Below are 18160 nucleotides of genomic sequence, written 5' to 3'. Positions count from 1 at the left end.
TCAATCTGATCGGATTGTCGTTGTTAATTTATGATCTGTTGAATTATTGGCGCACCCGACAAGATTCGGACTTGTGACCTCTGCCTCCGAAGGGCCGAGGTTCGAGCCCGTCGAATTTCCGTTGTCCTTGTCCGTCGGATTTCTGCCGTCAAACATAAACCAGCGTTTACGTTTGACGCGGGCCATGGAAACACCTCGGTTGTGTTCGCCGTGCCGTCAGCGAGCGATGATCGATGGGCGCGCTTACATGCTAGTTTGAAACCTCGTGTCTGCATCGAATTCCCAGCATCGATATAAGCGCGCAGGCGAGGCGCCTCAGACTTAACGTCCAAGATGGGTCAGGTCACGACGATGTTCGCGACGGCCCGAATGTCCGCCCTCGTGTGTCCCAGCCCAAAGCGGCCTGTCGGCAATCGGCCCAGTGGAGACCCACCCAGTGCCGATGTGCGGCATCTAGCGTGAAGGTGGCATAGATAGCGATTTCGTCCAACGACGGCCGCGGAACCATACGGAACGATACGGGAAGTATGTCTGCCTTGTGCCCACGAAAACGCAAACCAAATCAACAGTTTGAGGACACCCTCCGGGCCCACCATTATCGTTATTTTTTCAGTGATTTACGGGCAGGTTCGCCAACAGGTCCGCCAGGCATGGGCTTGCGCGTCACAAGACGCACGACTCGATCCATCCCCTGGACCGCCAGCCGAACCTGCGATGCCTCGCCCGAATAGAGTTCGGCATGATCGATGTCGTCGTGAGCGAGCACATCCATGAGCTGTCTGGTTGAGGCCTCTGCCTCGGCGAGATAAACGCCAAGCGACTTTCTCAGTCCGTGCAGCGTCAGCCTTTCGGAAGCCCGGCGAGCTTGCACCAATGAGCCATGGTGCCGGTCAGGCATTTGGCGGAGAAGGGCTGGCCATAAGCCGTGACCAAGACCGTTTCGCCGCGCTTGTCAGTGGCATCGAGGATTTCGGCAAGCATCGGTGTAATCGGAACGAAAAGCCGCTTGCCTCCGGTCCTGGTCTTGTTCTTGGCCTTGGTGATGTCGAAGCCGTCGAACTGACGTTCCTCGCCATCGATCACCTTTCATGCGGGGCGAGGAGAAGCTTCGCTATGCGTCTCTGAAGGACTTTCGCGAAGAGCCCTGAGTGCACGGCCGTTGCGATGCGACTCAGGCGCCAGAGAAACCGGATGCACTAGGTGTCGATCAGCGGCGTTTTTCTCTTCGGCGCTACATGGCTCGTGACGAGCCGCACGGTATTGGGAGTTTGACGGTGATGCCTACGTCCTTGCCGCCGACCGTCACAGTGTCATCATCGACGCGCAGGAGTTCGCCGGTTAGCTCAATTTTCTGCCTTCGGCGACGTGTCTACGATCGAATACGGCTGATGGGAGGAAGGGATCAATGCGCTGACCCGATCCTCTGTAACGCGTTTGCGGATCGTTGCGGTGATCGCAACCATATCGCCAACTTTGATAGTGCCTTCGCCATGGGAGGAGTCTGGCGCGACAAGTGGCTTCGTCAAGCAACCGCTAACGGAACGTTCGGTCTGCCACCAAGTTGGGTGACTGCGAGGCCGGCGTGGATTCGTCTGCGCTTTGGACGGCTATCGCCATCTCCGGCCAGGGCCTCCCCGGCCGAGAGAGGGGCCTTGGAGAAGCAACGCTATGCGCCGTATAGTTTTGGCTTTCGCTTGCATTCTGTGCTCCACCGCGTTGGTTCAGCCGAAGCCGTGGCAGCATTTCGGGGTCAAGGAATTCGGCTTCATATTCGATGTTCCACCCGGGTTTGCGCTGTCGCAGCGTTCCGATCAGGGCGCGGCTTTCGAAGGCGAAAGACGGGCGTTCTTAGCCGTATGGGGCGCTCGGCTGGGCAAGGCCAGTTTTGAAGCCGAGATCGAGCATCGCATGATGCAGGACGAAAAAGACGGTTGGAGATTGACGTATAGGCGCCTTACGCCGAAGTGGGCCAGCTATTCGGGTATTAAAGAGGGCCAGATCAGGTATGTCCGGGCCATCAAAGTATGCGCCGACCGTGCCGCGCTGTTTACGATCAACTACAGCCGTGATGAAAAGGTGCCTTACGATCCGGTCATAGTTGGCATGGTGCGGTCGCTAAGGGCGGAAGGGTGCTAGCGGCTCGTTGCGGTTGCCACACCCTATGGGGGAAAGAGAATGCCCACCAACCTATCACGGGAACGGCGGGCATTCGGTTGCCGGCGAGAAGGGACGGTCGTCGCCAGTCGGCACAACAATGCCCGGCACTTAACATTTGTTGCAGGACTCGGACCAATGCGCACTGCAGGTCAGACCTAGGTCGCAATTGTAAGCCGCGTAGCAAATCGGACATTCTCCCCATGCGCAGGCCTTAGAGCCCGCCACCGCTCTAACCAGCGCATTGCCCGGCTTGTTCAAAGCTCCATAGCCGAACCTACTCCGCCAAGAGAGAACAAGCCGGGCATCTTTCAAGTTGCGTAACCGCACGCTATCTGACTCCGTGGAACTTGCCCCGTCTTCTCCCGTTGTGGAGCGCGGCGCATTTCGTAGGACCTGGAACACTGCTAAAGTGCCGCCGTTGGGGACGACCTGACGGCCCGCCCGAGATAATCCGGGCGGGCTTCCTTACGGCAACCCAGCTCCAAACCACTCGTTAAAGCCGCGCGGTGATAGCCGCATAGAAACGACACAGAAACTTAGTCGGTCGGCGGCTTCATGGACCCGAACAAAACATCGCTTGAGCGCGCATTCGAACTCGCCAAGTCTGGCATTTACGCCAATTTCGGTGAGGTTCGCCACAAAGATGAAAAACGAGGGCTACGACATTCGCCAGATGGATGGTCTCACCCTTCGCAGACAGATCAATCCAATCATTCGAAGTGCGAGAGAGTGTCCACCGGACGTAAGGCAGAAGCGCCGCCCAATAGAGGGAGCCCTGGGTGTGACCGGCGCCCGTGCCTGTTGAGGTGAATTCCGGCGCCGGCCAAGCGAATCGGAAAGCTTCGCCGCACCATCGAAGTTAACCGAGGGCGCGAACTCTGCGGCTTCGAAAAAGATGATACTGCACAGGCTAATTTAGCAATGGCGCATATTTTTAAATGACAGCCCGGAACTCGTCCTTTGCGATGATTTGCTGCCGCGAAGGATCGAACAGCACCAGCGTTCGCTGCTCGCCTCCATTGGTTCGCGAACCGGTTAGCGCCCACGCGCGATTGGCCTCAGCCGGATCGCCGATAAGGGCGGCTGCGCAGATGAATCCCCCGGTCGTACGACGATCCAACCGGGCTCTTCCTTCGGTGAACTGAAGCACAGGCCCTCGCGACCCATTCTACGCTGAATGCCATCTAACCCCACCCGTTGTCACCGGCCGTCCAGCGGGCCGACCAGCGCCCGCGGGAGACACCCTCGCTTCAGTGGCTCTCGAAGGTGAGCACGGTGTTCTCGAAGCGCCGTGCCGCCAGGTCGGCCGGGCGGATCCAGTATTGCGCTGCGCCGGCGTCGCCCATGTGCCAGTCGAGCGCATTGTCCCAGCGAAGCTGGAGCAGAAGGATGTGTTCGGGCGCCATCAACTCGGCCGCGTCCTGGATGGCGACGCCGCGGCCCAGCATCTGGTGCTGTGCGTATGAGCCGTTCTTGCTGAAGTCTGGATCGCGCAGAACGCTGTGCCGGTAGCGGAGTGCCTCGACGACAGCGTCGGGCATCTGCGCGATCCCGTCTGGATCGGCGAGCGCGCTTTCGGCGCCTTCGACCGCCGCCCTCGCGATCCAGTCGTTCAGCACCGTGGGCAGGCGCTTGTGCATATTGTGGCGCTCGAGCACACCTTCCGGCAGTCCGCCGGCGCGCAATTCCTCAAGTAGTGCAAGGAGGTCGGTCCGCTGGTTCTCGTCGAGCGCCTTGCCCCGCTGGGCCTCTCCGGTCGTTGCCAGCTGAAAAATCCGCCAGCGGTCCTTTTCGAATTGCGCGTAGCGTTCGAGCAGGGCGGAGAGCCGCGACCGCTCCGGGTCCTCGAACCTCGCGGGCAGCGTGCCGAGCCGACCCTTGATCCCGATGGTCTCCTCCTTGATGTATGACTTCAGGTAACCCAGCAGGACCTCAGCCGTCCGACGGTTGGTCGGAAAACCCTCGAACGGGGATCCAGAGACGGTCCGTGGGTTTGTCGTGCGCGGAGAGCGCGTTGTTCCAGGAGACCGGCGTGCCGTGAAACGCGACGAGCTGCTGCCGCCGGTGCTGCTTGGCGACCTCCCAAGGGAAGCCGTCGCCAGCATCCGGATCGCCTTCCTCCACCTCGGCGACGTCCTCCAACCAGCCGAGCTCGATCTCCATGCGCGGATAGAAGCGTGGATGGACCTTCTCCGGCTGGTCGTGCCAGGTCAGCCAGGGATATCGGTAGCGGGCGTTCTCGGCGCCGTCGATCGGCTCCAGAAATGCGGGATTGTGCTGAGGACCCCAGTCCTTGCGGGCCTTGCCCTCAACGTAGCGGACGACGAAGTGGCTCGCATCGCCGTCGAAATTACCCGACATCGGCGCGAAGAAATAAAGATAGCCGTGCGCCGGGAGCAGCGAGCGTGCCGGCCCGTCGGGCAGCGCGCCGAGGTCGACTTGGCCCATGAAGGTGAGCGGCTCGAGAAGCCCCTTGCGGTTGTGGATCATCGGCCAGTCCAGATCGTCCAGCGCCAGCGGCACGCCGCCGAAAAAGCTCATCGAGCGCTGCGGGTGGCGCGGCGCGAAGACGTGCCGGATGGCAAGGCAGGCGCGCGAGGCGAGCGCGATCGCCGCGCGGTCGGCATCGCTGGTGGGCGGTGCCTTGCGATCGACATGCGCGCGGATCTTCGCCTTCTGGGCATGGTTCGAGCGTTTGGCCTGCGCCTGGGACTCCGCCACCATCTTTGCGGCGACGTCGCCGCCGGCAGCCTTGGCGCGCCGGCGAGCGAGGTCCGCGGGAGGGGGAGCCTGCCCGGCCGCGCGGGCATTCTCGCGGGAATCTGCTGCCTCGCGTTTCGCTCGAGTTCTATGCAGGCTGCGGCGAGCCCGAAGCAATGCCAGGCCGATCCCTAGGATCGGGATGAGAAGCAGGAGCGTTCGACGCAGGAGAAGCGGCTCGATTATCGCGCCGTTCCATGTCTCGACGCCGGCCAGCAGCATTATCATCGCGAATACCGCGACTAACAACGTGGCGACGAAGGTAAGGATGGCATCGAGCATTTGTGTCCCCGCCACGAGCTGTCGCGTCCCGCACCGAAGATCGTATGGCTTCGACGGCAAGTCCAGCCCGTCGCACTCGGCGGGATTTGTGCCGCCCAAACCGGGGGGGCATCCTCCTCCGCCCACGTGATGTCTGGGCTTGAAGATTGGAGACCGGAACTGTCGGATTGTTGTCGGCCCCAAATCAGGCGGTCTACAATGCGCCTAATCTCGGCCATTAAGGCAAATCTTGTGTCCGCCCAGAATCGGACATCGCAGATGACCATGCTGCAACTCATATTCACAATCCCCCCTGCATCCAATATTCTTGTGAAAGGTGATTTGCTTGAGGGGAACCCGCGCTCATAAAGCAAAAGACTTCAAGGTGTTTTGCGGCTCAGTCGGTCTTCTGCGGGTCGCCGACAGCCGTTCACTCGGGCAAGCCCGCGAACCGCATGTGCTCGATCCAGCGTTCGAGGCTTCCCGGTGCAGTCCAAATCTTGTCCCACTCCCTGCGTTCTTTACTGATGGATTCGCTGGGAGCGTTCTGGAGGAAAACCGCAAGCGCTTCCTTTGCCTCTCGCTTGTTTCCGAGACAAGCGTGGATCCCGGCAAGCATTCGGTGCGCGCCGCTCGGGATTCTGGACATTTTCCGCATCGCCGCCAGCGCGGCCCTGCAATCGTTCTTTTCCCAGAGCGCCCAGCCCATCTGCCAGTTGAAGTCGTCGGGGTAGAAAGGATCGATGCCCATGGCCCGCTTGATCCGATCGATAGCTTCGTCTGTACGGCCAACATAGAGTAGCAGGTCCGTGCTGCGGACCAGGATATCCGAGTTGCTGGGGTTCAGGGCGATTGCCTGATCGTACCGGGCAAGGGCCTGCTCGACCTCGCCGGCTTCGGTGTGGATGCTGGCGCGGATATTATGCGCTTCAGCGTCATCAGGAGCGAGCAGGATGGCCTTGTCGGCGTATTCGGCGGCGCGCTTCAACGCCTCGTCACGGTTAGCTTCTTGCTCGTGCCACCCGAACATCGCATCGTTGCGATAAGACCAGGCCAGCCCGATATAACCGAACTGCGAGTTCGGATCCTCTTCGATCGCCTTGAGGTTCAGTTGCCGAAAGAGCTCGTTCCTCGCGGCCGAGAAATCCTCTCGGATCTCGGCAATTCCCATCAGGTGATAGTGGAGGGCGCTGACCCTGGCCGCACCGCTCTGTGGCAACGGGTGCTCGATCCTGCGCCCGACCCGTTCCGCAAGCGTGCGGATGATTTCCTCCTGGACGACGAAAAGATCGCCGATCTCGCGATTGTAGGTGTTGGCCCAAACATGCGATCCGTCACGCGCATTCAGAAGTTGGGCAGTCACCTTCAGCCGGTCTCCCACCTTCTGCTGGCTGCCCGCAAGCAGGTAGTCGACCCCGAGTTCATCTCCGATCTGCCTGGTGTCGGTCGGCTTGTCGCGGTACCTGAAACTCGAGTTCCGGGCGATGACGGCATAAGTCTTGCTTCGTGCAAGGTCGGTGATGATCCCCTCGGCAACGGCATCGCTGAGATATCCCTTATCCGCTCCGGTACTGAAGTCATCGAAGGGAAGGATTGCAATCCTAGGCATGTCGCTCGAAGCAACCCGAGCCGATCGCCATACTTCAGCGCCGATCACTGCCGCAACGAGAAAGAGTGCAGCAAGGATGAAACTCCGTCGCGAAAATCGTGACTTGGGCTGTTCGGTGCCGGTTGCGGCGCTTGGTTCTGCCGCGTCCGACGGATCGGCATTCAGCCGGTAGCCTCTCTTTGGGACGGTTTCCACGATCACGTGCGCCTCGTCTCCCACCGCGCGGCGAATATCGGCAATGCATTGAGTGAGGCTGTCGTCGGTCACGAAGGTATCGGCCCAAACCGCCTGCATCATTGCATCCTTGGACACGATCTCGCCCGATCGCGCCGCGAGGACGGAGAGCACCTCGGCGGACTGGTTGCGAAGACCGACCGCTTTACCTTCGACCGTTCGGAGTTGTTTGCTTTTCGTCAGGAAGACAAAACCGCGAAACGTGATCGTTTCAGCAGATTTCAGGTCAATTTCAGGAGCCTTTCGGGACATTTCACCCTCATGGCGCGCTCTCTAGCTTAGCCCACTCGGCCGTCGCATCCAAGGGATCCTGGCGGCACTGGATTCGACAAGAGGATGAGATGAAACGGACGAGATTTATCATCGCTCTCGCTCTCCTTTTGACAGCGCAAACGACTGCCGAAGCGGACTCCCATATTGTGAATGCAACCGCGCATGTTATTTCTCTTACATTTGTAAATGGCGGTATTGAAGAATGGCGGGAACAGAAACCGTTCGATACATACGCCCTCTGTCTCGCATGGAAACATCAGAAGGAATTCCTTCCGCCGGATCCGCCTGCTTTTATTTCTTTCGTATATTGTGCGCAAACAGAGACGACGCCCGCATCGTCCTGAGCACGAATGACCGAGGTGGCGCGAATGTTTGGTACGAGCTAAGGCGGCGTCGATACTCTCGCCGACTTGAAGGTCCGCTTTGAAGATCGGAGGCCCGAAACTGCCGGTCCGCTTCCGACCCAAGCTGTGTGTATGGCATGCGCCGCATCTCGGTCATATCGACAGATGTTGCTCGTCCCGGGAAGCATACATCGCGAGGATTATTGCGGAGGTCGTGCTCTCGCCCTTGCCAGACCTGCGGCGGGCCAAGCGCTAACGTCTCGTCTCGACCCTTCGAGGGCGTTCACGGCTATTGATGCTAATGACTGCTTTGGCTTGCGCAAGCAGACCCAATTGATTGTAGGAAGCATGCCCGAAAGACATTCCGCTGCGGCCCAACGCCACAACGCCGTCACGCCATTGCGCTATCGGCCCGGCAACTGACCGATCATGTCGCAATCGACCGTGGGGTAGGAACGCTCGGTGTAAGCGGCGAAGATCACCTGATCCATGTTCATGGAGATTTCACGAACCAGCTTTCGACGGACCGCGGTGGCAAACATAGCGGCCTCGGTGACGCCGATTGCAAATGCGTCCGGTCCGCCGATGACGCAGCGCTCGAAATAGGATTGCAGGCTGGAAGGGTCGTACCGCGCAAACCCGTCGGCCCCGCCAATGTGGGGCAGTGCGATAGGCAGCCCGTTGATCGTCACACCTTCCGCGAGAAGAAACTGCCGGATGGGGTCAATGAGTGCTCCGGCATTGTTGGGTCCGTCGCCGGAAACGTCAATAACCCGGCGCGGGCTTCGCAAGCCGCTCTTCGCAAACAGTTCATTCGCGGCTTGCAACGCGCCGGAAATCGACGTTCCGCGACCTTCAGTCAACGACAGAGCAGCGAGCCTATCCGCCAAAGTCAGAGCGTCCTCGCGGCTTTCGACAATTGTCCACGGCACGATGACGGTTTGCTGATTTGGCCCCGCCCACTCCAGATAAAGCACTGCGATTCTTCCCAGTTCTCCGGCCTTGATTGCCATCGCGATGTCCGCGTGACGGAAAGCATCAACATAGCCGTCGCGCTGCACTTTTTGCTCAACTCTGCTCATCGACGGCGAGACGTCCACGGCAAGGATCAATTGCAAATCGACTTCGGCCAAGCCGCCCGTGGGACGGCCCGTCGAGTAAGCCTGTGGCGCTGTCGCGAAAATCAGGGTGAGCAGGAAGGCGCCCGTGAGCCGCAGCACTGGTCTTGCACCCATGCTTGCAGCAATCCGCCCTGAGCAGTCCATAGCGAACCCCTCTCACCGATGATGGAATGTGAAATTGTCGGTCCGGGGCATTTGCCAAGTCACGAACGGCTTACGATCATTCGCCGAAATCTGCGCTCCCCGCACGGTCTGGATGATGAGCAGTCTTCGCAGCGCGAAACCGTGCTAGTATGGGACTGCGGCTTCGTGCTTGAGGGGAACCGGCTTGAACAGCTCGCCGCCCACGACGTTCGTACTCAACGGCGTGACCGCCGACGTGAGCAGGGAGACCTTGCGCGACCAGTTCAACAGGACAGTCGCAGTTCGCCACCAGACCTTCGCGGTACTTCGCCATCTTCTGGAGAACGCTGATCGCGTCGTCACCAAGGACGAGCTGATGAAGGCGGTCTGGAATGGGCTAGCCGTCACCGATGACAGCCTGGTCCAATGCATTCACGAGATCCGTGCGGCGCTCAACGACAGTCATCAGGCCGTCGTGCAGACAGTGCCGAGGCGCGGTTACAGGTTGGTCCTTCCCTCAAATGCCGGACCAAGATTGATTACAATTCTGGCGGCAGAATTGGCCGCCGAAGTCCGGCCGGCAGGCAAGGATGAGCGGAGCATTGCTGCACCTACCCCGGTGTACAGGCAGTTCCTTGATCGGCTGCTGATAAAACATGCCGGTCGTGTCTTCGCGAGCGTCGAGGAGACAGTCCTTGCGGAGTTTGCTGGCCCTGTCGAGGCGTTGCGGTGTGCGAACGAGATCCAGCATGAGGTCGATAGGCGGAACTGCGAGATTCCCGAGACAAAGCGGATGCGCTTCCGCATCGGCATTGACCTCGGTTACGTCGTCGCCGAGCGCGACCACCTCAGGGGCGAGGCCGTCGAGGTCGCAGCTCATCTTCAAACCTTGTCACGCCCCGGCGGGATTTGCATCACGGAAGCGGTCCGCGCCCAGGCTCAGGACCACCTCTCGCTGGAGTTCATCGATCTCGGCGAGCGCAAACTGAAGGATGTCGCCCGTGCCTTGCGCATCTACCGCGTATGTCTTGCGTCCGAGGAGCCGGTCAGGTCGCCATTTCGCGGTCTCGATGCCTTCGAATTCGAAGATGCCGATCTATTCTTCGGCCGAGCGCGGGCGATTGCGGCCTGCACGGCCAGACTGGAGCAGCAGGCAGCAAGCGGCACGGCATTCCTGCTCATCTACGGAATGAGCGGTTGTGGCAAGTCTTCCCTCCTGCGCGCTGGCCTGCTGCCGTCATTGACGCGACCTGGAGCCGTGGCAGGCATATCCTTGTGGCGCCGCTGCCTGATCCGCCTCTCCGAAGGACCGGATGCATTCGCAGTGTTGGCTGCGGCGCTGCTTCACGACGCTGCTGTGCCGGAGCTGTCCTCAGAAGCAACAGCCGCGGAATTTGCTCGACTCTGCAGGAACACGCCGGATCGAGCCCTGGCGATGGTCCGACAGGCACTTCGCAAGGCCGCCGGGCGGGCCCGCTCGCAGATCAGACTGCTTTTGGTCATCGATCAACTGGAGGAGCTGTTCACGACGGAGAAGCAGCCGGCGACGCGCGAGGCCCTTGTGCGGTTCATGGCGGTGCTGGCCGCGAGCGGACTGGTCTGGGTGATAGCGGCGATCCGTTCGGATTTCTTTCACCGCTGCGGTGAGGTCCAGGGTTTCTCGGCGCTCAAGGACGGCCTCGCCAGCTACGAACTTCTGCCACCAACCGGCCCAGAGATCGCGCAGATGATCCGCGAACCTGCGGCCGTGGCCGGGCTCCGCTTCGAGGAGAGTGCCGAGTTGGGGCGGCTCGATGACGTGCTGCAGGCGGCAGCAACTGCCGATCCCGGATCATTGCCGCTTCTCGAGTTCGTCCTCGACGCGTTGTACCAAGCCAGTGGCGACCGACGCGTTCTCACCTTTGCGCACTATCGTGCGCTCGGCGGGCTCGAAGGCGCAATCGCGCGCCGCGCCGACGAAGTCCTCGACTTGCTGGCGCCCGGTATCCAGGAGGCCTTGCCCGCGGTGCTGCGCGCCCTCACCACGGCGAACCTGGGCGATGAAACGGTCACGGCACGTGCGGCCCTGTATAGCGAAGTTGCGGGCACTCCCGCGCGATCGGCCCTCGTCAGAGCACTAATCGACGCCCGGCTCCTCGTCAGCGACGAGGACGCCGCAGGGCATGTCTTCGTTCGTCTTGCACATGAGGCACTGTTGAGCCGTTGGCCGCGCGCCGCTGACATTGTAAATGCAAACCGCAACTTTCTCGCGACGCGCGAACGCCTGCGGGCCGACGCCCAACGATGGCACCTGGAAAGCAGGAATCGAGAGCTTCTCCTTCCGTCCGGCAAACGCCTGGCGGAGGGCGAAGAGTTGATGCTTTCAAGGCGGGAGGAGGTCGACGCTGCCGTCCTTGAATACATCGAGGAGTCCTTGCGTGCCCATCGGCAGAGGGAGGAAAAGGATCGTCAGGGAGAGCTAGCGCTGGTCGCGGCTGCCGAAGAGGCAAAACGCGAGCGCCTGGAGCGCGAGGCCGAGCGCCGGAGCCTCGCGGCCGCCGCAGCAAACCGGCTTGCCCGACGGACACGGAACGCCGCCGTCGTGGCAATAATGCTCGCTCTTATGGCGGGTGCAGGCGCACTGGTCGCCTTCAAAGCGCGGGAGGAAGCAAGGGGCCAACGCGATGAGGCGCTGCGCAATCAGTTCCTTTCGCTCTCGTTCCTTTCGGAGCGGTCCGCCGCGGCAGGCAACACCGAGGCTGCGATCCGGTTGGCGCTTGAGGCGCTGCCCTCGAAAGAGCAACCCGACCGGCCATATCTCTTCGAGGCTGAAGCAGCCCTCTACAAGGCTCTGCTGGCGCACCGGCAGATCAAAATCCTTCGCCCTGGCGCCAGTGTGGCGCATGCAGCTTTCAATCCTACAGGTGATCGTGTTGTCACCGCATCCGACGACAAAACCGCAGCCGTCTGGGACATCGCCACCGGTACCGAAACTGCAATTCTAAAAGGTCATGATGGGGCCGTGGAGAGGGCCGAATTCAGCCCAGACGGGAGCCGTATCCTGACGGCTGCGAGGGACGGCACTGCACGTATCTGGGACGCCGTCTCGGGAGAGCAGCTCTACATCCTGCGGCCGCTAGGCAATTACCCGACGGCAATCTTCAGCCCGGATGGCACCCGGGTGCTGACGGCGGGGGAGAACAGCGATGCAACGCTCTGGGATGCCCGAACCGGAAAGAAAGTCTTGGGTGTAAGCAGCGACGCATATACGCGTGCTGCTTTCAGTTCAGACGGCCGCAGCTTCGCGACGGCGGGCAAGCATTTTGTTTCGATCCGGAATACCGCAGACGGCGCGCTGACGCAGTCGATCCGAGTGACCTCCTGGCCCTACACCCTGGCGTTCAGCCCGGACGGAAGCCGGATGGTGGCCGGCCCGTGGGGTTGGCATTCACACCGCGACACGTCCAGCCTTTTCGATTTGTCGAAAGGAACGGAGATCGCAAAGTTGGCCGGCAGCAAGAGCGACACGCAATTGAACGGCGTGATTTTCAGCCACGGGGGTCAGCGGATCGCCACGGTATCCCTCGATGGCACTGCCCGGATTTGGGATGGAACGTTGGGAACGCTGGATGAAGTGCTCGGCCAAGAGGTTTCGGGGCTGAAGCCTGAGATCGATACAGATGAACGCGATGTGGAGATGAACGGTGCTTTCACCCAGGACGACCGCTTCCTTGCGACGACCTCGATCAATGGGCCGATCCGCATCTGGGACGCTGAACGCGCCTCGTTGGTGACGACGATCGCCGGTCACGAATCCTTGGTCGAGCATCTGGAATTCAGCCCGGTCGACAGCAACATTCTACTCACTGCTTCACACGATGGCACCGCTCGGCTTTGGGATGTCGACGGCGCCCTGACGACCTCGCTCTCACATGAATATCGGCCGACTTTCGCGGTTTTCAGTCCCGACAACGTCCACCTGCTGACCGGCGGCGGCGACAGCGCGGCGCACCTGTGGGATGTAGTGAGCGGGCGCGAGATAATCCGCCTCGACACGCATGAGATCATTCAAAGCGCCTCGTTCAGCCCAGGTGGGAGGCGCGTCGCCACGGCATCTCTTGAGGGCGTGGTCCGAATTTTTGACGTGGCCACGGGACACGAGACCGCCCAGTTCCGATCAGATGCCGGACTGATCAAGATCCAGTTTGGTCGCGATGGCAAATCGCTTGTTTGCGCATGGATCAACGGGACCGCGCAACTGTGGGACGCCAACACCGGCACCGAGCTGGCCGCCATCAATACGAGCAGCAATCTGCCGCAAGCCATTCTTAGCCCTGACGGACGTCTGATCCTCTCGGCCAGGGAAGACAATGTGGGACACCTCCTGACGACGAGCGGAGTCGAACTACGTGCTCTTGTCGGGCATCAGGATCGCATCACGGCAGGGGCCTTCAACCCTCACGGTCAACTCGTCGCCACGGGCTCACTCGACCACACGGCCCGAATTTGGTCGACCACCGAGGGGACAAGCGTCAGAACGCTCGAGGGACATACCGGCGCGGTGACGGTGGTCGCCTTCAGTCCCGACGGCCAGTCGCTGCTGACTGCTTCACGCGATGGAACCGCCCGGATCTGGAGCGTCGCAGGCGGTCCGGAAAGGGTTCTCAGGGGCCACAGCGGCGCGCTGGACAGCGCCGAGTTCAGCCCCAATGGCGTGTATGTCGTGACCGCGTCGACCGAAGATCGAACGGTCCGGTTATGGGCGGCGCAATCGGGCCGCCAGATTGCCGTCCTTGGGAGCCAGCACGAAGCAACTTTTCGACCGGGCTTTACACGTGCAGCTTTCAGCGCCGACGGCACCCATGTCGCGATTATTTCCGGCGAACAAACAGTCAGCATCGTGCGCGTCTTCCAGACACCCAAGGAGCTTGCTGAATTCGCCCGGCGTACCGTCCCTCGCGAACTCACCCCTTGCGAGCGGCGAAGCTTCTTCCTTCCGGAAGTCCCTGCAAACGGCACCTGTCCAGGCTGAGGTCGATAACAAGTTCAGATTTCCCCATTGAGCCCGGCGCTGCAACGGGGCAACTTTGCGCCTAATCCATCGTCTGAAAGCCGACGTCACCGGCGACCGAGCCGGACGTCGTGGTTTCGCCAATTTCCGGCGTTTGGCACGCAGCTACGCGAGTGTCGCGATCCGACTCAACAGCACTTTGCTTAGTCGAAAAGCACCAGCAAACACGGCCCGCGACACACGGCGATCAAGCCGCGTGTCGATAGCGATGAAATGACCCCGGTCTTTAATGAGGACACCTCGATAGTGTTTTCTGGCACATCCAGCCAGCTCCTCAAGCAATGCTGACGCGGCGGGTTACTTGACCGTTACTCTCCCAATAGGTGTGCTTCTTGGTAATCCAGGGATCATCCATGGCAGGCTGGATTTGCCCCGCCATGTCAGTGGCGCGCGAGGTGACCGTGTGCTCCCCCTTTGACGGGTCTTTCCAGTCGAGATACCACATCTTCCAGGCGAATTCGGCCTCTTCGGTAGAGTCGATCGTCGCCTCGAGCCATGGGCCGTCATCAACCTTGACTTCGACCTTGGCAATGGGGGCACCCCAGGCCGCACCGCTGATCCGATATCCGGCATCGCTGCGTGTGACTCTAGCTGGTGCTGACTTCAGCAACGCACGGCCGACAGAGGTCTCGGCCCACACCGTCTCGCCGTTGTGTTCTTCCTCGCGAATGGTGACATAGTCCCGCGCCATCAGCAGACTCATGAAGCGCTTGTTTCGTATCTCAATGCGCTTGAGCCACTTGACGTTGGCGATGCCATACCAGCCGGGTGCGATAAGCCGCACCGGGAAGCCGTTGGGTTCCGGGAGGGCAGCCCCATTCATCTCGTAGCAGAGGATGTTGTTGGGGCTCATCGCATCGGCGAGCGACATGCTGCGGGCGAAGTTCTGGTGCATCTTGACATCGCGATTGTTATCCTTGAGAGCGATATCGCCGACATCAGTGCCCCAGAAAACAACTTCGATGCCGTTTTCCTTGACGCCTGCCTCTTCAAGAATGGCGGCTAGCGGTGTGCCGGCCCAGTGGGCGTTGCCGATGCCACCGGTAAAGAACGGAAAGCCGTGATTGCCCGAACATTCCACTGTGAAAACTACCTCTTGGCGGGGCCGAGCCTTGAGATCGGCGAGCGATAGGCTTAGAGGCTTTTTCACCAGCCCATCAATTTCCAGCTTCCATGCATTTGCGTCGATGCTTGGCCGGTCAAAATGCGCGATGCTGAAGAACTTGTCATTGGGTGTCACCCATGAATCCAGATCCTCCCAGACAAGCTGGGTCTGGATGACCGCCGGAACGGGATTGGGCGCCGGCTGATCAAGCCACGGAATGACGGTCTCACCCACCCGGCTTGGAAAGGCGTGGGCAAACCGTGAACGGAACAATGTCAACGCGGCGACGGTCGCGCTGCCTTGAACAATAAATTCGCGGCGTGGAAGGTGATGCATGGGATTTCTCCTCCTGCAAAAAATTCATTGTGGCTGGAATCGCACAAAGGAGATCCCGGCAGAGACAGGCAAACTCGTGAGCGCGCCAAGCAGCTATGTGTGGGAGCGCGCCCGGTCTTAAGGCGGAGTTCTTGCGCTCTCAGTCGCCAGCCCTTGTATTAGTAACCAGCGATATACCACCATACGCCCAATCTGCGTTCGTGGCGAGGGCAAAGCGCCGATGGTCGGGCGTGTACCCTCGTGATCTCAAAAGTTCGGGCAAAGTGGCTATCTGCTTGTTTGCCAATGGCGGCTTCGAGCCATCCAAGTGGCGACACGAAGGTCAGCCTCGGGTCAAATTTTGCCGCTCTCAGCCGATCTTTGCAGGCCCAGAGAGGTTGAATCAGGCGCAGCACCGCAGGAAGTATCGCAGGTCCCCCGAAGTGTGGAGAAAGGCGGTAGCGCTCCTCCGCTACCGGCGCCGCCTTTTCGAACCGTTCTCCGCTTCAGTCATGAGGGCCTCCAAAGCCCAGCGTTTCCGCGGTTCTCAGCGGAAACCTGTGTGCTGGCTGCCGCGTCAAAATTGGCAGAACGATCTCGAGAGAGCCGCTGTTCTCCGAACCTATGTTCTACGCGATTTAGCACACAAGGCTCCGGATTGAACGATTTTCAACTACTTAGCGCGAACTCGTTCTGGCCGAGTTTGCGGTTGCCGTGCATACCATTAGCCTCTGGCATCAAACTCATCGCTCAAGTTCGACAGGCGCCTCCACAAATTCTGAAGAGTAGTCGGTCTACAACCCGCTGATGGTTTCCGTCGCTTTCCTACAGGTATAGATTAGTTGCTAAACCCACAGCGGGTGGTGGTCCGGTGGTGATAACCCGCTCGCAACGACGGCTGGCGGCCATCATGGTGGCCGACATCGTTGGATATTCGCGTCTTATCGATAAAGACGAAGCTGGCGCTCTCACCGCGATAAGAGAGCTACGCGTCGGAGTGATCGAGCCGATCATTCGCGAGCACGACGGCCGCTTGATCAAGCTCATGGGTGACGGGCTGCTGACGGAGTTCCACTCGGCCGTCGATGCTGTTGTTTGCGCCATTGCAATGCAGAAAGCGATTGCCGCCAATCAGGCCAGCGTTCCCGGCGACGAACGGATCGCCTACAGGATTGGGATCAATCTCGGTGACGTGGTTGTGGAAGGCGACGACATCCTTGGCGATGGCGTCAACGTGGCGGCGCGATTGGAGCAACTCTGCCCGGTCGGCGGCGTCCTGATCTCCGGTACGGTCTACGACCACATGCGAGGCAAGCTTGCGCTGCCAATCGATTTTGTCGGCAAGCAGCCGGTGAAGAACATTTCCCAACCGGTACGTGCCTACAGCGTCCGCCTCGAAGGTGCGAAGCCGGGCTTGGGTCTGAAGTTTCGGGCGCGTCGCTCCCGCTCATTGCTCAACGCCGCCGCGGCAGCGCTTATCGCGCTCCCAGTCATCGGAGCGGGCCTATGGTGGACGATCCCGACTGAACCGGCCTTAGCGAAGTCCGCCGTTGCCGTGCTTCCATTCGACAACCTCGGCCGTGAGGATGCCACCTCCAGACTGGCAGACGGGATCATGGAGGATATCATAACAGACCTCGCGCGATTTCCTGACTTCACCGTCATAGCTCGGAACTCAACCGCTACGTATGCTGGCAAGCCAGTCGATGTTCGCAAAGTCGGCCAAGACCTGAAGGTTCGCTATGTGCTCGAGGGATCGGTTCAGCGAGACGGTGACGAGGTGCGCGTCACTGCCCAGCTGATAGATGCTGCAAGTGGAGAGCATGTCTGGTCGCAGCGATGGACCCGTCCTGCCGGAGAAGTGTTCAAGGTCCAGAGTGAGATCGTTCGCGAGGCGGTTAACCAACTCGGCGGCTCCGGAGTGATCATGGCAGCCGAAAGCAGGGCTGCGCAGCGAAAGCGACCGCAAAGTCTTAGTGCATACGAGAAGTACCTGCTCGGTCGAGATCGGATCCTGACGCCAACCAAAGAGCGGCTGGACGAAGCCATTGTCCTGTTCAGAGAGGCGCTCGCGAAGGACCCCACGCTTGCCCGCGCCTGGGTGGACCTTGCATGGGCTTATGATCAATCAATTGGATATGGCGCCGACTTCGCCGAGGTTCACCCGCTTTCTCTCATGGCGGCGCGCAGAGCAGTTGAGGTGGATCCGATGGACGCAGGCGCCCATGCCGTCCTTGGCAATATGGTCGCCACTGACGGGGATTTCGTGCAGGGGAAGGCCGAGTACGAAACTGCGCTGCGCCTCAACCCCGGCTCGGCCGACATTCTTGCGCTCTACTCCGGTTGGGCGAGCACATTTGGAGACCCGCAAAAGGGTGCGGAACTCGCGGACGAAGCAGTCCGCCTGAATCCGAACTATCCCCCGGCGCAGAGCGGAGCCTTATCATATGCCTACTTCATGGCCGATCGGTACCAGGATGCGTTGCGCATTATAGAACGGCAACCGGCCGAGAACCGCACCAGATACGGCTGGGTCTTAAGAGCTGCGACTTACGCTGCGCTGGATCAAGCAGACAATGCGAAGGCGGCTACCTCTGACGCTCTGAAGCGCTACCCAGACCTCACCGCCGAGGGCTTCGCAAACGATCCCGGGTTCAACGACAGAGAGCGCAGGAAGCTTGCCGAAACGATACGCGATGCCGGGTTCCCTCCATGCGCAAAGCCCGAGCAGCTCGCGAGGATTGAGAAACCAATGCATCTTCCGGAGTGCGTGGAAGCCGCCGACGACGCTCGCTGATGCCCGCGACA

General features: G+C 60.4%; 9 protein-coding genes and 1 pseudogene. 4 read left to right on the top strand and 6 right to left on the bottom strand.

Features of this window, described 5'->3' with window-relative positions:
• Positions 1-601 precede the first annotated feature (601 nt).
• A pseudogene (locus FJ423_RS34845) lies at positions 602-1182 on the bottom strand (tyrosine-type recombinase/integrase).
• Positions 1183-1668: 486 nt separating this feature from the next.
• On the opposite strand from FJ423_RS34845, the gene FJ423_RS27105 reads away from it, so the two are divergent.
• Positions 1669-2136: a hypothetical protein gene (locus tag FJ423_RS27105; protein ID WP_140846020.1), complete on the top strand. Its 468-nt coding sequence runs from the start codon at positions 1669-1671 to the stop codon at positions 2134-2136.
• Between the two features lie 1271 nt (positions 2137-3407).
• Here the strand turns inward: FJ423_RS27105 and FJ423_RS33720 are convergent.
• From FJ423_RS33720 to FJ423_RS27090, 3 genes are all read right to left on the bottom strand, one after another.
• On the bottom strand, positions 3408-3842 hold the full coding sequence (locus FJ423_RS33720) for a DUF1963 domain-containing protein (RefSeq protein WP_181174915.1): 435 nt from the start codon (positions 3840-3842) through the stop codon (positions 3408-3410).
• Between the two features lie 247 nt (positions 3843-4089).
• A complete protein-coding gene (locus FJ423_RS27095) occupies positions 4090-5199 on the bottom strand; it encodes a DUF1963 domain-containing protein (RefSeq protein ID WP_140846018.1) in 1110 nt (369 codons plus the stop codon).
• 409 nt (positions 5200-5608) lie between these two features.
• Positions 5609-7273 (bottom strand): winged helix-turn-helix domain-containing protein, encoded by a 1665-nt coding sequence (locus FJ423_RS27090; RefSeq protein ID WP_140846017.1) that lies wholly within the window; start codon positions 7271-7273, stop codon positions 5609-5611.
• Between the two features lie 89 nt (positions 7274-7362).
• Between FJ423_RS27090 and FJ423_RS27085 the strand changes: the two genes are divergently transcribed.
• On the top strand, positions 7363-7638 hold the full coding sequence (locus tag FJ423_RS27085) for a hypothetical protein (RefSeq protein ID WP_140846016.1): 276 nt from the start codon (positions 7363-7365) through the stop codon (positions 7636-7638).
• Between the two features lie 404 nt (positions 7639-8042).
• Here FJ423_RS27085 and FJ423_RS27080 read toward each other — a convergent pair whose 3' ends face one another.
• Positions 8043-8858 (bottom strand): DUF1194 domain-containing protein, encoded by an 816-nt coding sequence (locus FJ423_RS27080; protein WP_181174914.1) that lies wholly within the window; start codon positions 8856-8858, stop codon positions 8043-8045.
• Between the two features lie 229 nt (positions 8859-9087).
• Between FJ423_RS27080 and FJ423_RS27075 the strand changes: the two genes are divergently transcribed.
• The gene (locus FJ423_RS27075) at positions 9088-13893 is read left to right on the top strand and encodes a winged helix-turn-helix domain-containing protein (protein ID WP_181174913.1); all 4806 of its coding nucleotides are present in this window, start codon (positions 9088-9090) and stop codon (positions 13891-13893) included.
• A 313-nt stretch (positions 13894-14206) separates the two neighbouring features.
• On the opposite strand, the gene FJ423_RS27070 is transcribed toward FJ423_RS27075, so the two are convergent.
• Entirely contained in the window at positions 14207-15373 is a 1167-nt protein-coding gene (locus FJ423_RS27070; protein ID WP_140846013.1) for a sulfite oxidase, read from the bottom strand.
• Positions 15374-16262: 889 nt separating this feature from the next.
• On the opposite strand from FJ423_RS27070, the gene FJ423_RS27065 reads away from it, so the two are divergent.
• The gene (locus FJ423_RS27065) at positions 16263-18149 is read left to right on the top strand and encodes an adenylate/guanylate cyclase domain-containing protein (protein ID WP_140846012.1); all 1887 of its coding nucleotides are present in this window, start codon (positions 16263-16265) and stop codon (positions 18147-18149) included.
• Positions 18150-18160 lie beyond the last annotated feature (11 nt).

The organism is Mesorhizobium sp. B2-8-9 (assembly GCF_006439475.1).
Lineage (GTDB): Bacteria > Pseudomonadota > Alphaproteobacteria > Rhizobiales > Rhizobiaceae > Mesorhizobium.
The sequence above is the reverse complement of the archived record's forward strand: the minus strand, read 5'-3'. Positions and strand labels throughout refer to the sequence as shown.

What these genes read in the sequence shown, in the direction of transcription:
- FJ423_RS27105 (WP_140846020.1), top strand. Translation starts at nt 1,669, where the DNA reads ATGCGCCGTATAGTTTTGGCTTTCGCTTGCATTCTGTGCTCCACCGCG.
- FJ423_RS27095 (WP_140846018.1), bottom strand. Translation starts at nt 5,199, where the DNA reads ATGCTCGATGCCATCCTTACCTTCGTCGCCACGTTGTTAGTCGCGGTA.
- FJ423_RS27090 (WP_140846017.1), bottom strand. Translation starts at nt 7,273, where the DNA reads ATGTCCCGAAAGGCTCCTGAAATTGACCTGAAATCTGCTGAAACGATC.
- FJ423_RS27085 (WP_140846016.1), top strand. Translation starts at nt 7,363, where the DNA reads ATGAAACGGACGAGATTTATCATCGCTCTCGCTCTCCTTTTGACAGCG.
- FJ423_RS27070 (WP_140846013.1), bottom strand. Translation starts at nt 15,373, where the DNA reads ATGCATCACCTTCCACGCCGCGAATTTATTGTTCAAGGCAGCGCGACC.
- FJ423_RS27065 (WP_140846012.1), top strand. Translation starts at nt 16,263, where the DNA reads ATGGTGGCCGACATCGTTGGATATTCGCGTCTTATCGATAAAGACGAA.